General features: G+C 53.0%; 15 protein-coding genes. 7 read left to right on the plus strand and 8 right to left on the minus strand.

Going from position 1 to position 17,696, the window contains the following annotated elements; all coding sequences use genetic code 11:
* Nucleotides 1–94 precede the first annotated feature (94 nt).
* The 3 genes from F5984_RS07220 (at nt 95) to F5984_RS07230 (ending at nt 3,139) form a co-directional block, all read left to right on the plus strand.
* On the plus strand, nt 95–1,792 hold the full coding sequence (locus tag F5984_RS07220) for a sodium:solute symporter family transporter (protein WP_019989213.1): 1,698 nt from the start codon (nt 95–97) through the stop codon (nt 1,790–1,792).
* A 388-nt stretch (nt 1,793–2,180) separates the two neighbouring features.
* Nucleotides 2,181–2,600, plus strand: coding sequence for a surface-adhesin E family protein (locus F5984_RS07225; RefSeq protein ID WP_152123576.1), 420 nt, complete (start codon nt 2,181–2,183; stop codon nt 2,598–2,600).
* A gap of 41 nt (nt 2,601–2,641) precedes the next feature.
* Nucleotides 2,642–3,139: an N-carbamoyl-L-amino acid amidohydrolase gene (locus F5984_RS07230; RefSeq protein WP_152123577.1), complete on the plus strand. Its 498-nt coding sequence runs from the start codon at nt 2,642–2,644 to the stop codon at nt 3,137–3,139.
* A gap of 136 nt (nt 3,140–3,275) precedes the next feature.
* Here the strand turns inward: F5984_RS07230 and F5984_RS07235 are convergent, their stop codons facing one another.
* A complete protein-coding gene (locus F5984_RS07235) occupies nt 3,276–4,532 on the minus strand; it encodes an MFS transporter (protein ID WP_152123578.1) in 1,257 nt (418 codons plus the stop codon).
* 184 nt (nt 4,533–4,716) lie between these two features.
* On the opposite strand from F5984_RS07235, the gene treF reads away from it, so the two are divergent.
* Nucleotides 4,717–6,264: an alpha,alpha-trehalase TreF gene (gene treF, locus F5984_RS07240; RefSeq protein WP_262884508.1), complete on the plus strand. Its 1,548-nt coding sequence runs from the start codon at nt 4,717–4,719 to the stop codon at nt 6,262–6,264.
* Here treF and F5984_RS07245 read toward each other — a convergent pair.
* From F5984_RS07245 to F5984_RS07255, 3 genes are all read right to left on the minus strand, one after another.
* Nucleotides 6,261–6,833: a methyltransferase gene (locus tag F5984_RS07245; RefSeq protein ID WP_152123580.1), complete on the minus strand. Its 573-nt coding sequence runs from the start codon at nt 6,831–6,833 to the stop codon at nt 6,261–6,263. The genes treF and F5984_RS07245 overlap by 4 nt on opposite strands.
* A gap of 88 nt (nt 6,834–6,921) precedes the next feature.
* Nucleotides 6,922–8,520: a 2-oxoglutarate dehydrogenase complex dihydrolipoyllysine-residue succinyltransferase gene (odhB, locus tag F5984_RS07250; RefSeq protein WP_152123581.1), complete on the minus strand. Its 1,599-nt coding sequence runs from the start codon at nt 8,518–8,520 to the stop codon at nt 6,922–6,924.
* 113 nt (nt 8,521–8,633) lie between these two features.
* Nucleotides 8,634–11,411, minus strand: a complete 2,778-nt coding sequence (locus F5984_RS07255) for a 2-oxoglutarate dehydrogenase E1 component (protein ID WP_152123582.1) — start codon at nt 11,409–11,411, stop codon at nt 8,634–8,636.
* A gap of 290 nt (nt 11,412–11,701) precedes the next feature.
* Between F5984_RS07255 and F5984_RS07260 the strand changes: the two genes are divergently transcribed.
* Complete coding sequence (locus F5984_RS07260; protein WP_246168852.1) at nt 11,702–13,159, plus strand: S41 family peptidase; 1,458 nt, start codon at nt 11,702–11,704, stop codon at nt 13,157–13,159.
* 129 nt (nt 13,160–13,288) lie between these two features.
* Here the strand turns inward: F5984_RS07260 and F5984_RS07265 are convergent, their stop codons facing one another.
* Nucleotides 13,289–13,699: a gamma-glutamylcyclotransferase family protein gene (locus F5984_RS07265; protein ID WP_152123583.1), complete on the minus strand. Its 411-nt coding sequence runs from the start codon at nt 13,697–13,699 to the stop codon at nt 13,289–13,291.
* Between the two features lie 48 nt (nt 13,700–13,747).
* Between F5984_RS07265 and F5984_RS07270 the strand changes: the two genes are divergently transcribed.
* On the plus strand, nt 13,748–15,208 hold the full coding sequence (locus tag F5984_RS07270; RefSeq protein WP_152123584.1) for a TonB-dependent receptor: 1,461 nt from the start codon (nt 13,748–13,750) through the stop codon (nt 15,206–15,208).
* A 56-nt stretch (nt 15,209–15,264) separates the two neighbouring features.
* Here F5984_RS07270 and F5984_RS07275 read toward each other — a convergent pair whose 3' ends face one another.
* Nucleotides 15,265–15,831, minus strand: a complete 567-nt coding sequence (locus F5984_RS07275) for an HdeD family acid-resistance protein (protein WP_152123585.1) — start codon at nt 15,829–15,831, stop codon at nt 15,265–15,267.
* Nucleotides 15,832–16,060: 229 nt separating this feature from the next.
* On the opposite strand from F5984_RS07275, the gene F5984_RS07280 reads away from it, so the two are divergent.
* Entirely contained in the window at nt 16,061–17,200 is a 1,140-nt protein-coding gene (locus tag F5984_RS07280; protein ID WP_152123586.1) for a cystathionine gamma-synthase, read from the plus strand.
* Here F5984_RS07280 and F5984_RS07285 read toward each other — a convergent pair.
* On the minus strand, nt 17,197–17,499 hold the full coding sequence (locus F5984_RS07285; RefSeq protein ID WP_152123587.1) for a type II toxin-antitoxin system RelE/ParE family toxin: 303 nt from the start codon (nt 17,497–17,499) through the stop codon (nt 17,197–17,199). The two genes, F5984_RS07280 and F5984_RS07285, sit on opposite strands and share 4 nt — an antisense overlap.
* The gene (locus F5984_RS07290) at nt 17,487–17,669 is read right to left on the minus strand and encodes a hypothetical protein (RefSeq protein ID WP_152123588.1); all 183 of its coding nucleotides are present in this window, start codon (nt 17,667–17,669) and stop codon (nt 17,487–17,489) included. Before F5984_RS07290 ends, F5984_RS07285 begins: the two co-directional genes overlap by 13 nt.
* Between the last annotated feature and the right edge of the window lie 27 nt (nt 17,670–17,696).

Genomic DNA, 17,696 nt, shown 5'->3' on the forward strand with positions numbered 1-17,696 from the left:
GACCCGGTTTGTGTTTTTATCCTTTTCGGCTTTTATGCGTAATATGGGAGGCAATTTTGCTTTTGACTAAAATTTGGCCCAACCTACGTTCTACATGAGTCAACTGATTACGCTCGATTACGTCATTTTCCTGCTCTACTTCGTCGGGGTGTCTGCCTACGGATACTGGATCTACCGGCAGAAAGAACAAAAGAAAACCGACACCAAAGACTTCTTTCTGGCCGAGGGTGCCCTCACCTGGTGGGCCATCGGTGCATCGCTGATCGCGTCCAACATTTCAGCCGAACAGTTTATCGGTATGTCGGGCGATGGCTTCCGGTTTGGCGTTGCCATTGCTGTGTACGAATGGCTGGCTGCCATCAGCCTGATTATTGTGGCCGTGTGGTTTATTCCGATCTACCTGAAGAATAAAATCTACACCATGCCGCAGTTCCTGAGCACGCGCTACAATGAGACGGTGAGTCTGATTATGGCCGTTTTCTGGCTGTTTCTGTACGTTTTTGTGAACCTCACCTCTATTCTGTTTCTGGGGGCGCTGGCAATCAGTAACCTCGTCGGGGGCGACAGCTTCCATGTGATTGTGATTGGGTTGAGCCTGTTTGCCATCTTCATCACGCTGGGGGGTATGAAGGTGATTGGCTACACCGACGTGGTGCAGGTACTGGTACTAATCATAGGCGGCCTGGTAACAACCTATCTGGCTCTGACCAAAGTAAGCGAGACCTTCGGGCTGGGCAGCAGCGCCATTGCGGGGCTGGGAGCCATGATTAAGGATGCCGACGACCATTTCCACATGATTTTTGAGAAGCCCGGCCCCGGTGCGTCGCAGGCCGAGGTAAACCGCTACCTTACTCTGCCCGGCATTGCTATGTATCTGGGCGGGCAGTGGGTGGTAAACCTCAACTATTGGGGCTGTAACCAGTACATCACGCAGCGGGCTCTCGGGGCCGATTTGCAGACCGCCCGCACCGGGATTCTGTTTGCCGCCATTCTGAAAATTTTCATGCCGATTATTGTGATGTTACCGGGTATTGCGGCTTACGTAATTTACAAAAACGGCGGTTTGCAGACCGAAATGATGCGCGACGGTGTGGTGGTTGGCGACAATGCCTACTCGGCCGTGCTGACCTTCCTGCCCAGTGGTCTCAAAGGTATGTCGGTGGCAGCCCTGACGGCGGCTATCGTGGCCTCACTGGCGGGTAAAGCCAACTCCATCTCGACCATTTTCACGCTCGACATTTACCACAAGTACATCAATAAGGAGGCAAGCGAAGCCCGGCTGCTCTGGATTGGCCGCGCTACCATTCTGGTGGCCATGCTGGTGTCGATCGCCTTTGCCTGGAGCGATGCACTCGGTATTGGGGGCGAAGGTGGCTTCACCTACATTCAGAAATACACCGGCTATATCAGCCCCGGTATTTTTGCGGTCTTTATTCTGGGCTTCTTCTGGAAACGGACCACCGGCGCGGCTGCCATTGCGGGCGTGTTGGGTGGCTTTGCCCTTGTGGTGTTCTTTAACCACTTCGCTACCGACATTTTCGGCCCCGAAACCCTGCTTTACTCGGCCTTCCCCGATGGTCAGGGTGGGTATGTTATTCCGTTCCTCGTGGCTATGGGCCTGTCGTTTTTCATGACCGTAGCCCTGATGGTACTCATCAGCCTCGCCGGCCCGAAAGTGAACCCAAAAGGTCTGGAAATCGACGCGCAGATGTTCAAGCTCTCGCCCACGAGCCTGACGATGATCGTGATTATTCTGATGCTATTCTCGATGCTGTACGTCCGGTTCTGGTAATTCAAACCCGACTACACAAGCGCCCAAAACAGTGTTTGAATAAAGATTCCAAAAGTAGCTATGCCGTTGACCGTCAATCGTACAACAAGTTGCTTACTTTTGATACAGTCCAGTGTGCTATAGGCAAGTTACAGTTGAGATGAGCACGTCTCCGCAAGTCAATTATGGTAGCAACAGAAAGATTCGCTTTGATAGTGCCAATACATTTACTAGTAATTTTGTTTATAACTTTCTACTAGTTTTCGTAAGAGGGTGAGCATAGATTTTTGTAAATTGAGAATAGCTGTCAAGTAGAGCAAAATACCATTTTGGGCTGTTAGACATGCTGGAAATACACTAAAATTTTTGCTCACCCCTTTAAACCCCTCTAAAATAGACACCTTTTAGTATGAAGTCTTTATTTATTATTCTGTTTACTTTTTTGGTAACTCACTCATCAGCACAAGACTGGATATACGTAAGTACGGGCGTCAATCATGATAAATTCTATATTAAACTTGGAGGAGTTACTGAAAATGGGTATCTTAAAGTTTGGACTAAAACATTAAAAAAAAGCCTTAAATATACTAAAAGAGGAAAGAATTATAGTATACCGAATGGTTTCGTTATTGATCTCAATGAATGTGATTGCAAAAATAGACGGAGTAGATTTTTAAGCGGTGTCTACTATAGTTCAAAAAATATCGTCGTGCATTCGGAAGATGTTGATGAATATGATTTAAAATGGTTTTATGTCTCTCCTGATAGTATCGGGGAAAAAATTTTAGATATCGTTTGTCAAAATGATAGTGAGTTTAACTCTAGGTAGTTTTTTTATTAGGTTATGCAGCAAATGTAATTGATATTAAAATGGGTCTAGCATATAAGAATCCTTACCTGATAAACAATCGTTTAGCAGATGTCATTGCTGCTATCCAAGTCATGGGTACTTACAAGTTTTATAAATTACCCTTTGATAAATGGGCAGATAGAATTTCCGGGACTACTGACTCAGGTATATATTGGAAAGAGGTATTTGAAGAGCACCCTGAATTCTTTCGGCTTGACGGAAATCGAGAAAAAGCATCGCTCGTTTGGCGAAGGCAATATCCCAAAAGATATCATGTTGACCAAGAGAAAAAACTTTCTCAATCAGAATATGAAAAACTTTCTGAAAAGGATAAGCAGGAACGAATTTCTAGAGTACCGTTAACATCAGAGGATATTAAAGCACTTGTTTCAACCGCTATTAGCTTACATTCAAGAGCTTTAGAAGAAGAAAAAGAAAGCCGTTGGTGGATACCTTTGTTAGTTAGTGGAGGGGGCGGTTTGCTCGGTGCTTTACTCGGTGCTTTCTTTCGTAAATAGAACAAGAATACACTCCACACTACAATATCCTCAGCGACACGAAGTAGACCACCAGGTCAACCATAGCATTCCAACGGGCAGGCAACCCAATTACTCATTATGCATTTTACATTATTCATTCACGTATGCATGTCGCTCAGGCGTGCTCGCGCTCCCGAACTACTGTAGCTTGCTGCCGTCCAAGGCGACTAAAAATGGTCAGCAGAAGGAGCAGCAACCCAATTGGCACCAACGAGAAGTAAAACGCCGTTTGTCCGCCGTACGCATCAAACACCCGACCCGTGATAATTGAACCCGTGGTGCCGCCCAAAGCTGAGAACACCACAATCAGACCCGCCATAGGCCCGTGCTGGTGCAGAGGCAAACTACTCAGAATAGCCGAGTTGATGGCCGGGTAAATAGGGGCAATAAACAAGCCAATGAGCGGGAAGACAAAGGCCGCCAACGGGGCATCGGCCCAGCCCGTTACGACCTGGCCACCCGCCGAACTCGCCAGGGGCAAGGCCAGCAGCACCAGCCCGGCCGATACCACCAGACAAATCATCAGCAACCAATACCACGATACCTTGCGCAGAATGAACCCCGCCAGAAACCGCCCAATGGCCGTTGAGGCCGCCAGAATACTCGCCATCTGAATACTGAGCGAGGTGGGCAGGTTTAGAATTTTGCTGTTGAACGTGGGCAACCAGCTCATAATGCCCTGCTCCATGAGCACATACACAAACGCACAGGCCACAAACACGAGTACCACAGGCCGGGCTACCAGCCGGAGCATATCGCCCAGGTCGTCGGTTAGCGGGCGGGCCGCGCCCGAAGCCACCTTCGACTCATCGAGCGGGGTAGCCAGCAACAGCACAAACGCCAGCGCCGATACCCCCGCCAGCACATAATAGACCGAGAGCCAGGCCGTCGATTGCAGGTTCTGATCATCGACAAAGGCACTGAACAGAAAATACCCCGACAGCACCCCGATCATAAAAAACGACTCCAGAAAATTCATAAAACTCGCGTGTTCGTCGGTGGAGGGGCTGATCAGGCCAATGGTCGCAAACACCGATACCTTGATCAGCGCAAAACTGGCCCCGACGGCCGCAAACAGCAGTTTGGTGGTCCAGAACGCCGGTAACAACGGCATCAGCAAACAGGCCACCGTCACAATGCCCAGTGCTGTGAGCATGGCCCGCCGGTAGCCGATCCGAACACTGTACGAAGCCACCCCAAACGACACCACTGCAATGCTCAGGTCTTTGAAGGCTTCGAGCACACTGGCCGACGTGGCCGATACACCGTAATTGTTCTGAACCTGGAGAATCACCGTGCCAACGCTATTGAGCAGGATGGCAAACACGAAGTAATTGAGAATGAGCGAAAGTTTAACACGCCAGATAGCCATGAAGTAAGTGGGTAAAGTAACGGTACGTGGGTACTTCTACGGGCCTGTTTGGCCCTTCTTTAACCTGCGAATTAGCGAATAAATCTAAAATTGTGCGTTGTTTGTACCCGTAGAACCCGTTAAACTTGGATTAACCCATCCGAACGCTACAGCCACAGCGTTTTGTAGCTGTGACCCCACTTCTATTGTACCCATGATGCAAGTGCTTGCCCTCTCGCCCGATCAGTTGCTTGGCCGTCTTTTTGTGGATGTGCAGCTGGGTCGGGTCTTCTCCGATTCCAAAACATTTGTCGATTGTACGCCCAAACTCGACCCTGCCGAGATTGTAGCCCGGTACGAAGCCCAGAAAGATGCACCCGGCTTCGACCTGCACGCTTTCGTATTCGAGCATTTTAATACGCCCAAACCGGTAGCCGCCGATTTTATCAGCGACACGTCGCTGACAACCACCGAGCATATTAACCGGCTTTGGGACCGCCTGACACGCCCCGCCGACACGCCCGTGCCCCACAGTTCGCGGGTGCCCCTGCCCCACCCATATGTGGTGCCCGGTGGGCGATTTCGGGAGATTTTTTACTGGGATAGCTACTTTACCATGCTGGGGCTCCGCGAGGCCGGCCGCACCGACCTCATCCGCAGTATGGTCGACAACTTTGCCTACCTCATCGACCAGTTCGGCTTTATTCCGAACGGCAACCGGACCTACTTCCTCAGCCGGTCGCAGCCGCCCTATTTTGCCCTGATGGTGGGTCTGCTGGCCGACATGGAAGGAACGGATGCTCTGCTCCGCTACCTACCCCAGTTACAGAAAGAATACGATTTCTGGACCAAGGGCGAAGATGACCTCTCAGACGCTCATCCGCGCGCCCGGCGGGTGGTGCAACTCCCCGATGGCCTGCCCCTCAACCGATATTGGGATAACACACCCACGCCCCGGCCTGAGGCTTACCGACAGGAGATTGAACTCAACGAACAGGCCGAACAGACGGGCGTTGCATCGACAGTACTGTACAATCACATCCGGGCTGCTTGTGAGTCGGGCTGGGATTTCAGCAGCCGCTGGTGTACCGACGCGCATACTCTGGCTACCATCCACACCGCCGATCTGATTCCTGTAGACCTTAACTGCCTGCTTTATTCGCTGGAAGCCATCTTGTCGGAAGCCTACGCCCACAACGGCGACCATGCCCACGCGGCCCTGTTTGAGCAGTTAGCTGCCGACCGCCATGCCTTAATTGAGCGTACGTTCTGGAACGCCGAAACCGGTTTCTTCCACGATTACGATGCGGTGCAGGCCACCCAAACCCCCGCCCTGACGCTGGCGGGCGTGTTTCCGCTTTTCTTTAACCTGGCCACGCCCGAACAGGCCGCCCACGTGCATGACCGCCTGAAAGAAGATTTTTTGCAGACGGGTGGCTGGGTAACTACCCTTAACCACTCAGGGCAACAGTGGGACTGGCCCAACGGCTGGGCTCCGCTGCAGTGGATTGTGTATAAAGGCCTGATGAACTACGGCTTTACCGAAACCGCGCAGCTTGGCCGCAACCGCTGGCTGGCCCTCAACGATAAAGTGTTTAAGGCGACCGGCAAGATGATGGAAAAATACAATGTGGTTGATGCCGCCCTGACCACGGGCGGGGGCGAGTACCCCAATCAGGACGGCTTCGGGTGGACCAACGGCGTGTACCTGGCCATGGATGCCGAGCGCCGGACCGAACTACCTGAATCTTAGGCCGTCAGCTCAACCCAGACCTCACTGCCCAGCCGGGGTTTTACCGACAACAAACAGGGCTCCAGACGTACCGCACCAAAATTCGGCTCGAATAAGGTGCGGTACTCCGCCACCGAACCACCAAAGGGTGGCCCTTCAAACGGAAACGTGGTGGCAAACAGAACACCCGCTACCCGCCCACCCGGTTTCAACAAGGTACGCATGTGCTGGGCATAGGCTTCCCGCAAGGTTGGGTCGAGAGCGCAGAAAAACGTTTGCTCCAGAATGAGGTCATACTGCCCCTGATGGTCGAAAAAGTTACCAACAAGGGTCGTCAGGCCGGGGGCTGTACCCACGCGCTCACGCAGGCGGTCGATAGCGAGCGGGGCCAGATCAATCACGGTCACATCGGTAAAGCCCTGTTGCAGCAAGTAGTCGACCTCATACCCTGAGCCCGCCCCCGGAATCAGGATAGCCGCCTGCTTGTCGGTCACGGCATCGATAATGACTTTGAGTGGGGGCGAAAGCTGCCCCAGGTCCCAGCCCGTCCGGCCGTCGGCATACCGGGTATTCCAATACGTAGCATCCATTCGTTTACCCAAAAAAGCCGCACCGAGCCGCACAAAGGGTAGTCCTCAGCGCGGCTCGGTGCGTTATTGAATTAAGCTCGTCTATTTATTACACATCAAGCAGCAGGCGGGTCGGATCTTCGAGCAGTTGCTTGATCCGTACCAGGAAGCTCACCGACTCTTTTCCGTCGATAATGCGGTGATCGTAGCTTAGGGCCACATACATGATTGGCCGCACCACAATTTCGCCGTTCTGCACTACCGGGCGCTCCACAATGTTGTGCATACCCAAAATAGCCGACTGGGGCGCGTTGATAATCGGCGTCGACAGCATCGACCCGAAGATACCCCCGTTTGTGATCGTAAACGTACCACCCTGCATCTGCTCGATGGTCAGTTTGTTGTCGCGGGCCAGACCGGCTAACCGCACAATCTCTTTCTCGATCTCATGGAACGTCATTTGTTCAGCGTTCCGAATCACCGGAACCACCAAACCCCGCTCCGACGATACCGCGATTGAAATGTCGCAGAAGTCGTTGAACACAATCTGATCGCCGTCGATCATGGCGTTCACAGCCGGGAACTCTTTCAGGGCTACACAGACTGCTTTCGTGAAGAACGACATGAAGCCAAGGCCCACCCCGTGTTTCTCCTTGAACTTGTCTTTGTACTTGCCGCGCATGTCCATGATCGGCTTCATGTCAACCTCGTTGAAGGTTGTCAGCATAGCCGTTTCATTTTTCACGGCCACCAACCGGCGGGCAATGGTCCGGCGCAGCGACGTCATTTTTTCGCGACGCTGGTTGCGGCTACCCGGTGCAGCAACCGGTGCCGGTGCCGGGGCACTCGCGGCTGGCTTGGGCGCGGGAGCAGCTGGGGCTGGTTGAGCGGCAGGCTGAGCCTTTTGGGCGTTCATGGCGTCTTCTTTAGTAATACGGCCACCCACACCAGTACCGGTCACGGCGGTCGCTTCTACGCCTTTTTCAGCCAGAATTTTGGCCGCAGCCGGTGAGGCATGATGCGCGGCATATCCCGTTTGGCCGTTGGCGTCGGCGGGGGTAGCTGCGGGCTGAGCCGCGGGGGCCGGGGCACTAGGTGCCGGAGCCGCCGAAGCCGCAGCCGTACCGGTTTCGATCCGGGCAATGAGGCCACCAATGGGCAGTGTCTCGCCAGCCTGTGCCACAATCCGAAGGGTTCCGGCCGCTTCGGCGGGCAGTTCAAACGTAGCTTTGTCGGATTCGAGTTCGCAGAGCACCTCATCGAGCGCTACCACATCGCCGTCTTTCTTCGACCATGACGCAATGGTTACCTCCGTAATCGACTCACCTACGGCCGGTACTTTCATTTCAATCACCTGGCTACCGCTTGCCGCTGGTGCAGGTGCTTCAGGAGCCGGTGCAGCAGTAGGCTGCGGGGCAGGAGCCTGGGCCTTGGGGGCTTCAGGAGCCGGTGCAGGGGCCGGGGCCGATGCACCAACAGGCTCAATGGTACAGATAACAGCACCAATCGGCAGGGTGTCGCCAGCTTGGGCCAGAATATGGAGTACGCCTTCGGTTTCGGCCGGTAGTTCAAACGACGCTTTGTCTGAATCGAGCGTACAGAGCACGTCGTCCACCTTTACGGTATCGCCTTCTTTTTTCAACCATTCGCCCACCGTTACTTCGGTGATCGACTCGCCTACTGCGGGTACTTTTATTTCAACAGCCATTTTTGTGAGTTTTCAGTTTAGAGTTTTCAGTTTTCAGTTCAGAGCTGGAGCGAGTCAGATAAACGCACTCCCATCACCGTAAACTGAAAACTGAAAACTGAAAACTTTTTAAATTATTCAAATGCTTTTGCTACGATCGCAGCTTGTTCCTGCGTATGGTTTTTGGCGAAGCCGGTAGCGGGCGATGCAGCCGCCGGGCGCGACACGGGGCGTAACCGCACCTCGGGCATTTCGCGCAGCAGGTACGTATAGTAACCCATGTTGAGGGGTTCTTCCTGTACCCACACCAGATCCGCTTTCTTGTACTGTGCCAACACCGCGTCGATCTGCTTTTGTGGCAGCGGGTGCAGCTGCTCCAGCCGCACAATGGCGACGTCGGTACGGCCTTCGGCCTGCTGCTTCTCCAGCAGTTCGTAGTAAATCTTGCCGGTGCAAAGCAGCACGCGCTTCACCTTTTTCGGGTCAGCGTATGGGTCGCCCAGCACCTCCTGGAACCGACCTTTGGTCAGGTCTTCGAGGGGCGAGATTACCTGCGGATGGCGTAGCAATGACTTCGGCGACATCACCACCAGTGGCTTACGGAACGGCCATGCCAACTGACGACGCAGCATGTGGAACAGGTTGGCGGGCGTAGTTACGTTACAAACCACCATGTTGTACTGTGCCGAAAGTTGAAGGTAACGCTCAGGCCGGGCGTTTGAGTGCTCGGGGCCCTGACCTTCGTAGCCGTGCGGCAACAGCATCACCACGCCGTTCTGAATGCCCCACTTCGACTCACCAGCTGCAATAAACTGGTCGATCATGGTTTGGGCACCGTTGGCAAAATCGCCAAACTGAGCCTCCCAGATCACCAGCGCGTGCGGGGTGGCCATGGCGTATCCGTACTCAAAACCCAGTACGCCGTATTCCGACAGGAGCGAGTTGTAAATCTGCATTTTGGCCGTACCCTCGCCCGCAATATGGTCGAGTGAGTAGTACAGACCGTTGTTTTCCGAATCGTGCAGCACAGCATGACGGTGCGAGAACGTGCCCCGCTGTACATCCTGCCCACTCAAACGAACCACTTTGCCTTCGCTCAGGATAGAGCCATAAGCGAGCAATTCGGCCGTACCCCAGTTTACCTGCTTCGACTCGGTCAGCATCTGCTTGCGGTCGCGCAGGAGTTTGTCAATTTGCTTCAGCGGCTTGAAGTTGTCGGGCACCGTGTACAGAGCCTGACCCACACGTTCGAGCGTTTCGAGCGATACACCTGTTTCCGGCGACTGATCGAAATCTTCGGGCTGTGAAGTCCGCAGTTCGGCCCATTGCTGATCGAGCCGGAGGGGCTTGTATGGAATTTCGGCTTTCTGCTTCACGCGGTCGAGCCGTTCCTGCAACAGTTTCTTGAACTCGGCGTCCATGTTAGCCGCCAGCTGCGCATCTACCTCGCTCCGCTCTACCAACTGCTTGTTGTAGATGTCGCGGGGGTTGGCGTGCTTGTCGATTACGGCATACATGGTCGGCTGCGTAAACTTCGGCTCGTCCGACTCGTTGTGGCCGTAACGCCGGTAGCACACCATGTCGATAAACACGTCGCGCTTAAACATTTCGCGGAACTCAACGGCCAGTTTGGCGCAGAAGAACACCGCTTCGGGATCGTCGCCGTTCACGTGGAAGATCGGGGCGTCGATGATTTTGGCCACGTCGGAGCAATAGATCGACGAGCGGGCGTCGTCGAAGTCGGTGGTAAAGCCCACCTGGTTATTGATCACAAAATGCACCGTACCGCCGGTTTGGTAGCCGGGCAGTTTGGCCATTTGCGTCACCTCATACACAATACCCTGACCCGCTACGGCAGCATCGCCGTGAATCAGGATTGGCATGATCTTCGTAAAATCGCCTTTGTACTCTTCGTCGGCCTGCGCGCGGGTGAACCCCTCTACTACCGGGTTTACGGCTTCGAGGTGCGACGGGTTAGGAGCTAGTTTCACGTTGATGCGCTTACCCGCGGGCGTCTCGGTCAGGCTGGCATAGCCGAGGTGATACTTCACGTCTCCATCGCCATGAATACCGCTGGGCACGTTTCCTTCGAATCCGTCGAAAATACTTTCGTACGATTTACCCAGGATGTTAGCCAGCACATTGAGTCGGCCCCGGTGTGCCATCCCGATCATTACCTCCTCAACGCCCATGTCGGCCGCCTTGTTGATAATGGCATCGAGGGCCGGAATGGTGGTTTCCCCTCCTTCGAGCGAGAACCGCTTCTGACCCAAAAACTTGGTATGCAGGAAGTTTTCGAAAACGGTGGCTTCGTTGAGCTTTTCCAGAATCCGAGTTTTCTCCTGAATCGTCGGATCAAACACCAGCGCTTCTTTCTCAATCTTGTTGCGCAGCCAGTTTTTCACATCGATCTCGCGGATGTACATGTACTCGAAACCGATCCGGCCCGCGTAGATTTTCTCCAGCGAAGCCATAATGTCGCGCAGGGTAGCGGGGCCAATGCCCAGCAGGTTACCTGCTTCGAATACCGTATCGAGATCGGCGTCTGAGAGCGCGTAGTCCGAGAGTTCGAGCCGGGGGTTGCGGTCTTTGCGCGACCGGATGGGGTTGGTCTGTGCCAGCAGGTGCCCCCGTGAGCGGTAGGCTTTGATCAGGCTGGCAACCGATACTTCTTTTTCACTGTGCCGGGCATCAACGGGGGTCTTGGTCTGACCGTTGGTAGCTACCGGCGTAGTTTCCTTGTTTCCATTGGCGGCTTTTCCGCCATTTTCGCCATAGGTGAGCGAAAAATCAAAGCCTTCAAAGAACTTCTGCCAGCTTGCGTCAACCGAATTAGGATCTTGTTTGTACGCCTGGTACAACTGGTCAACGTAGGCTGCGTCTGAGTTGGCTATATACGAATAGTTATCCATGAATGCGACGCTTCTGTATTTAAGGGGCAAAGGTACAGCTTACGCCCGAAAGTAAGCCGCAAAATTTGGATTTTATAGATTTCTTCACTAAGCAAGCTAACGGGTCTATCTGGCCAACAAAAACAGTTTACAATTGGTTACTGTATCTACTCTTTCTTAAATACGTGACAATTAAGCCTTTTTTAATTAAATTCATAGCCCACGTACGCACCATGCAGTGGTTGCAAACGTTTTTTATGCAGGCACATCAACCGTGAATCTCACGAGCTTTATCAACGTACTTCTCTCGTATGACATTTAAACCAATGCGCTGGCGTCCGGCCCTGCTGTCGGTAGCCCTCGGGGCGACTCTGCTGAGCGCCTGTAAAGATCCGCAGGTAGATCCTACCACGCCGACAACCACGACCACCCCAACCAGCACCACGGGCGCCTTGACCGACCGGGAGGTGAACAACTGGGTGCTCGATTCGATGCGGATCTATTATTACTGGAACAACCGGATTCCGGCCACTCCGAATTTGAATCAGGCACCGGGTGACTTCTTCCAATCCATTCTCTACAGTTGGGACCGTACTCTCCGGCCCGATGGCGATCGGTTCTCGTGGATTCAGCAAAGTGTTGATGAGTTGAAGAACTCGTTGCAGGGTATCGAAAAAACCACCGGCATGGAGTTCCGACTTTACCGCTGGCCCTCGGGGACTAACAATGTGATTGGGCAAGTAATTTTTGTCCAACTCAACTCACCGGCAGCCCGGGCGGGTGTAAAGCGTGGGGATATTTTCTCGGGCATTAACGGGCAGGCATTGACAATAAGCAACTATCAGACACTGCTGTACACGGATGCCGCGAGCCAGGCATTTACGTTTGTGACCATTACGGGCAACACCACCACAGCCAACCCACAAACACGGATGCTCGATCGGGTACAGCTTGCAGCAGACCCCGTTCATAAAGATAGCATACTTACTATTGGCACACGGAAAATTGGCTACCTCGTTTACAACCAGTTTGTGACCGGCCCCAACGGTCCCTCCGACGCCACGTACGACAACAAAGTCGACAATGTGTTTGCCAAATTCAAAGCGCAGGGCGTCAACGAGTTGGTGCTCGACTTACGGTACAATCCGGGTGGTTATACCTCTTCGGCCCGCAACCTGGCGTCGTTGATTGGTAAAGGCATCAATACCAATGAGGTGTTTTACCGGCAGGAATACAATGCTGAACTGACGCGCGCTTTCGGAAGCACGCAGGTACGCTTCCTGAACAAACCACAGAACATTGGGGCCAACCTGACGCGTGTGTTTGTGTTGACAAGCGACCGCACAGCTTCAGCCAGCGAACTGATCATTAATGGCCTGAAGCCGTTTATGACCGTGCAGGTAGTGGGCGATACGACGTACGGGAAAAACGTGGCTTCTATTACGATTGAAGACCAACGCAAACCCCGCCGAATCAACTGGGGTATGCAGCCGATCATTGCCAAGTCGTATAACAAACTGGGGCAATCCGATTATACGGCTGGTTTCGTACCCGATCAGGTGGCGTTTGAGCCTTTGGTACTGGCTCAATTTGGCGACATCAACAACGACCCGCTGCTGCGGGCAGCCATAGCCCGGATTACCGGCAGCAACCCAGGTGGCCGTGTAGCCTCGCCGGTTCAGACCCTGTTCAGTATTGGCTCGTCGATTGACCGGAAAGCAGGCGGCAGCAATATGTTTATTGATAAACTACCCAGCCGCTTACAGTAAGTACGGGTTTATCGTTTTGGGTTTTGAGTTTTCGGTAACAATAAACCAAAAACGATAAACCAGAAACTCAAACCAGAAAAGGCAACTCCACGAACGGAGTTGCCTTTTCTGGTTTTGAAAAAGCCGTTGCTACAAGTTTCGCCAGTCGCCCGAGTGAATCGGCACCAGTTTTGCCGTTGATTCGTTGTATGTGTACATCCAGCAGGTCAGCCGTTGCTCGCCCACCCAAACGGACTGTTGCTGCCGAATATACAGACCGGTGCCGTCGGGGGCTACGTCTTCGTATTCGTCCAGAAACGAAAGGGTGTCGGTCGGGTTATGTAATTGGTACACCTCGCCCCAGATAGAGGTCGGAGCTGCCGGATCGGGCACTGCGCCTGGAAACCACGACACCCGAAACAGCCAACCGGGCAAACAACCTCGGCCCACCAGCTGACTCTGTGCGTGCAACCGCCGGGCGTAGGCATTATCGAAGCCCTGCATCAGTGTCCCGTACACAAATACGTACTCGGGAGTAGGCGGCTGATGCGGGTTTTGCATAAGGGTCTTAGTTTTGTGAGTAAATTTAAGCATCAACAACCTGACGGTATGTACGAGAAAAATATAGGAACCAAACAAAAGGCATTACGAATCAATCTTGATCGTAAGATATACGGCTCTTTCGCGGAGATCGGTGCAGGCCAGGAAACAGCGGCCATATTTTTCAAAGCGGGAGGGGCGTCGGGCACGATAGCCAAAACCATCTCGGCGTACGATATGACATTTAGCGACGCCATTTACGGCCCCGAAGCCAGTGGACGCTACGTGTGTGAGTCACGGTTGCTGAAAATGCTCAACCGCGAGTATAACCTGCTCAACGTACGCCTGGCCGATAAGCGGGGCTCCGACACCACCTTTTTCGCGTTTGCCAATACCGTGGTGGCCCTCAACTATCAGAAAACCAACGAAAGCCACGGTTGGCTGGGCTGCCGGTTTCAGGTGAACCCACAAGCGGCTTACAACGACGTGATTGTGCACGTACGGATGTTCGACAACGAAAACGTGTTGCAGCAGCAGGCCCTCGGTATTATTGGCACCAACCTGATTTACGGCTGTTTTTACTACCAGAAATCGCCAGAAACGCTGTTGCAGTCGCTTATGGACGACCTGACCCCCGAACGGATTCAGATCGATATGGTGCGGTTTGATGGGCCCGACTTTGCCGATGTGGACAACCGACTGATGAGCCTGCGGCTGGTTCGGAACGGATTTACAGACGCGGCCCTCTTCGGCCCCGACGGGCGGGTGCTGCAACCTTCCGAAGCGTTGTACAAGAAGAATATTCTGGTGATGCGCGGCCGTTTGCGCCCCGTTACCAACGTACACGTCGACATGATCGAAAACGGCCTGAAGCAATTCAAGGAAGAGCAGGACGTAGACCCCGGCAAAGTGGTGATGCTCTCGGAGCTGACCCTACAAAACCTGAAAGCGAGCGACGCGGGCATAGACGAGAAAGACTTTCTGGACCGGGTCGATATTTTGTGTTCGCTGGGGCAAACGGTAATGATCTCGAATTACCACGAGTACTACCGGCTGGTGGCGTATCTGGCCCGGCTTACCCGGCTCAAGATTGGCCTGATTATGGGTATCCCGAACCTCGAATACATTTTCGACGAGGCCCACTACGAATTTTTGCCGGGCGGTATTCTGGAGTCGTTTGCCAACCTGTTCAGCCGGAAAGTGAAGCTCTTTATTTACCCCACCCTCCGGCCCGACGGCAGCATATACGATTGCGAGGATTTCCACGTATCCGACCATTTGGCCCCGCTTTTCATGTACCTGACGCAAAACGACAAGATCGAGAGCATCACAGACTACAACGAAGAGAACCTGCACATCTCCACCGACCGGGTGCTTGAGCTGATTCAGAACGGCGAAGAAGGCTGGGAAGGATTCGTGCCTGAGAGCGTAGCTAAACGCATCAAGGAAAAGCATCTGTTTGGCTACCCCAGTGAGGTGCAGTATGTACCTATCGGCGAGCAGGTACGCCAGCAAGCTGTGCAGGCGTAGGGGTCACAGTTCGCCCCGAAACCAAAAACTATACACTAAAAGCCCCCAAACACCCCTCAGTACCGTTCGGCCTGCGCTTTAAGTTGGAACGACAGGGCTACGATAAGCGCGCCCAGAATAATCGGAAAAATGCCGACCATACCCAGTGAGTCGTCGAACCCACGCGGCCGCATCAGAATAGTAAAGGCAAGCCCACCCGATACCAGTACGTTGGCGAAGTGAATATATTTGGCCGGATAGTTGGTAACGGTAGCGCCCCGAGCCGACATGAATACGTACATAGCCTGCACCGACTGCAGAAAGGCGTACATCATGGCCCAAAAGCCCAGTACATCCACAAACCCTTTGATGGTGCCGCTGGAATACACAAATAGGGCAATGCCAAAGCCGATATCGGCTACCCCGTGCATAATGCCCCAGATGTTGTTACGGTCGGAGCGCTCGTTGGTGAAGGCAAAAATGAAACCCAGAATACCTGCTACGACGGCCAAAACCCCGATAATTGAGGCCGACTGTGCCGAGTAGTTGGCCGAAAACACAAACATGAATACACCAATCAGCACATAAATAACGCCCCGCGCTGATAAGAGCCACCAACGTTGAGCTGAGCGTGTCGTTTCCATAGTCGTTGAGTTTTATCTAAAAAGTCTACCTAACCTCTACTGAAAATAACCTTATTTTGTTTGCATAGCCAACGGTTAAGTTAGGGAGGTAACTAACCCGGCTCCGCTTCGTTTTTAGGTATGTGTGCGTAGGTCATTGCGATGATAGCATGCTGTACCGGAAACAAAAAACCCGAAACAATACGCCGAAACGAGGCCCTTATTAATCAACGAACTACTGTCAAACTGTATGAAATTCGGAACCAAAGCCATACACGCGGGGGTACAACCCGACCCCACCACGGGCGCCATCATGACGCCTATTTACCAGACATCGACCTACGTACAGGAGTCGCCCGGTAAGCACAAGGGGTACGAGTATGCCCGTACCCAAAACCCTACCCGCGACGCCCTTCAGGCCAACTTGGCCGCCCTCGAAAACGGGCAGCATGGCCTCTGCTTCGCGTCGGGCCTGGGTGCTACCGATGCCATTCTGAAACTCTTTAAGCCCGGCGACGAAATCATTGCCAGCAGCGACCTCTACGGCGGTACGTACCGGATCATGGTTCGGGTATTCAGCGAGTTTGGGTTGACATTCCGGTTTGTGTCGCTCGACGACCCGGCGAACCTTAAAGCGGCCCTGACCGACAAAACCCGCATGGTTTGGATCGAGACGCCCACCAACCCCCTGCTGCGCATTGTTGATATAGCGGCCATTGCTCAGATCACTAAAACCCGGAACATCCAGTTGGTGGTCGACAATACCTTTGCCTCGCCTTACCTGCAAAATCCGCTCGACCTTGGGGCCGATATTGTGGTACATTCCGTCACCAAATACATTGGAGGGCACTCCGACACGGTGATGGGCGCTATTATCACCAACGACGATGAAACGACCAACCGGCTTCGGTTTATTCAGAATGCCTGCGGGGCGGTTCCGGGGCCTCAGGATTGTTTTTTGGCCTTACGAGGTATCAAAACACTGCACGTTCGGATGGACCGGCACTGCCAGAATGCCCAACGCGTAGCTGAGTATTTGCAAAAGCATCCCAAAGTGAGCCAGGTATACTACCCCGGCCTGCCCAACCACCCCGGTCATGAACTGGCAAAAAAGCAAATGCGGGGCTTTGGCGGGATGGTCTCGTTTGAACTCGTGGGCGACTCACTGCCGGAAGCTGTGCGGGTAATGGAGAGTTTCGAGGTGTTTTCGTTGGGTGAGTCGTTGGGTGGGGTTGAGTCGTTGTGTACGCACCCGGCCAGCATGACCCACGCGAGCATTCCGAAAGCCGAGCGGGAGGCCAATGGCCTGAAAGATACCCTGATTCGACTCAGTGTGGGCATTGAAGACGCCGACGACCTGATTGCCGACCTGGAACGGGCTATTGGTTAATCAAAAAGAGACTCTAACGAAAGTGGGGTGGAGCTATGCTGAATTGTTAATATTCGGATTCTATCCCGACTAACAAGTTGGTATACGATTCGGTATTGTTTAAATAATAGCTCCCTCACTTTTGTACTGCCAATTTCGGGCACCATTCGGCCCATTTCAGGGAAGTTTTTGAGCAGCTCGACCTTCTCAAAAACCTTTTCTACAAAAGCATTAGCCAAAGGTTTTGAGTACTGAGCCAAATATTCGGCAATAGTATCAATGTCCTCAAAAACCTGATTCGACCAGTCTATTGCAACCATTTCGCCAATTTCCCTTTTAGCTCATCGGTTGTGTACGTTTCGCCATGTTCCCCTTGTTTGATACCGTTTTCTATTTTCTGAACAAACAACAACCGCTCAACGAGTTCATCGATAGAGAACTCGGTCGGAAAGTCCTTGATGCTATCTAACAATTTGTCTTTCGTCAGCATAATCCGAATCGTTTTTAGTAAAGATAA

This window comes from Rudanella paleaurantiibacter, assembly GCF_009184635.1.
Classification (GTDB): Bacteria; Bacteroidota; Bacteroidia; order Cytophagales; family Spirosomataceae; genus Rudanella; species Rudanella paleaurantiibacter.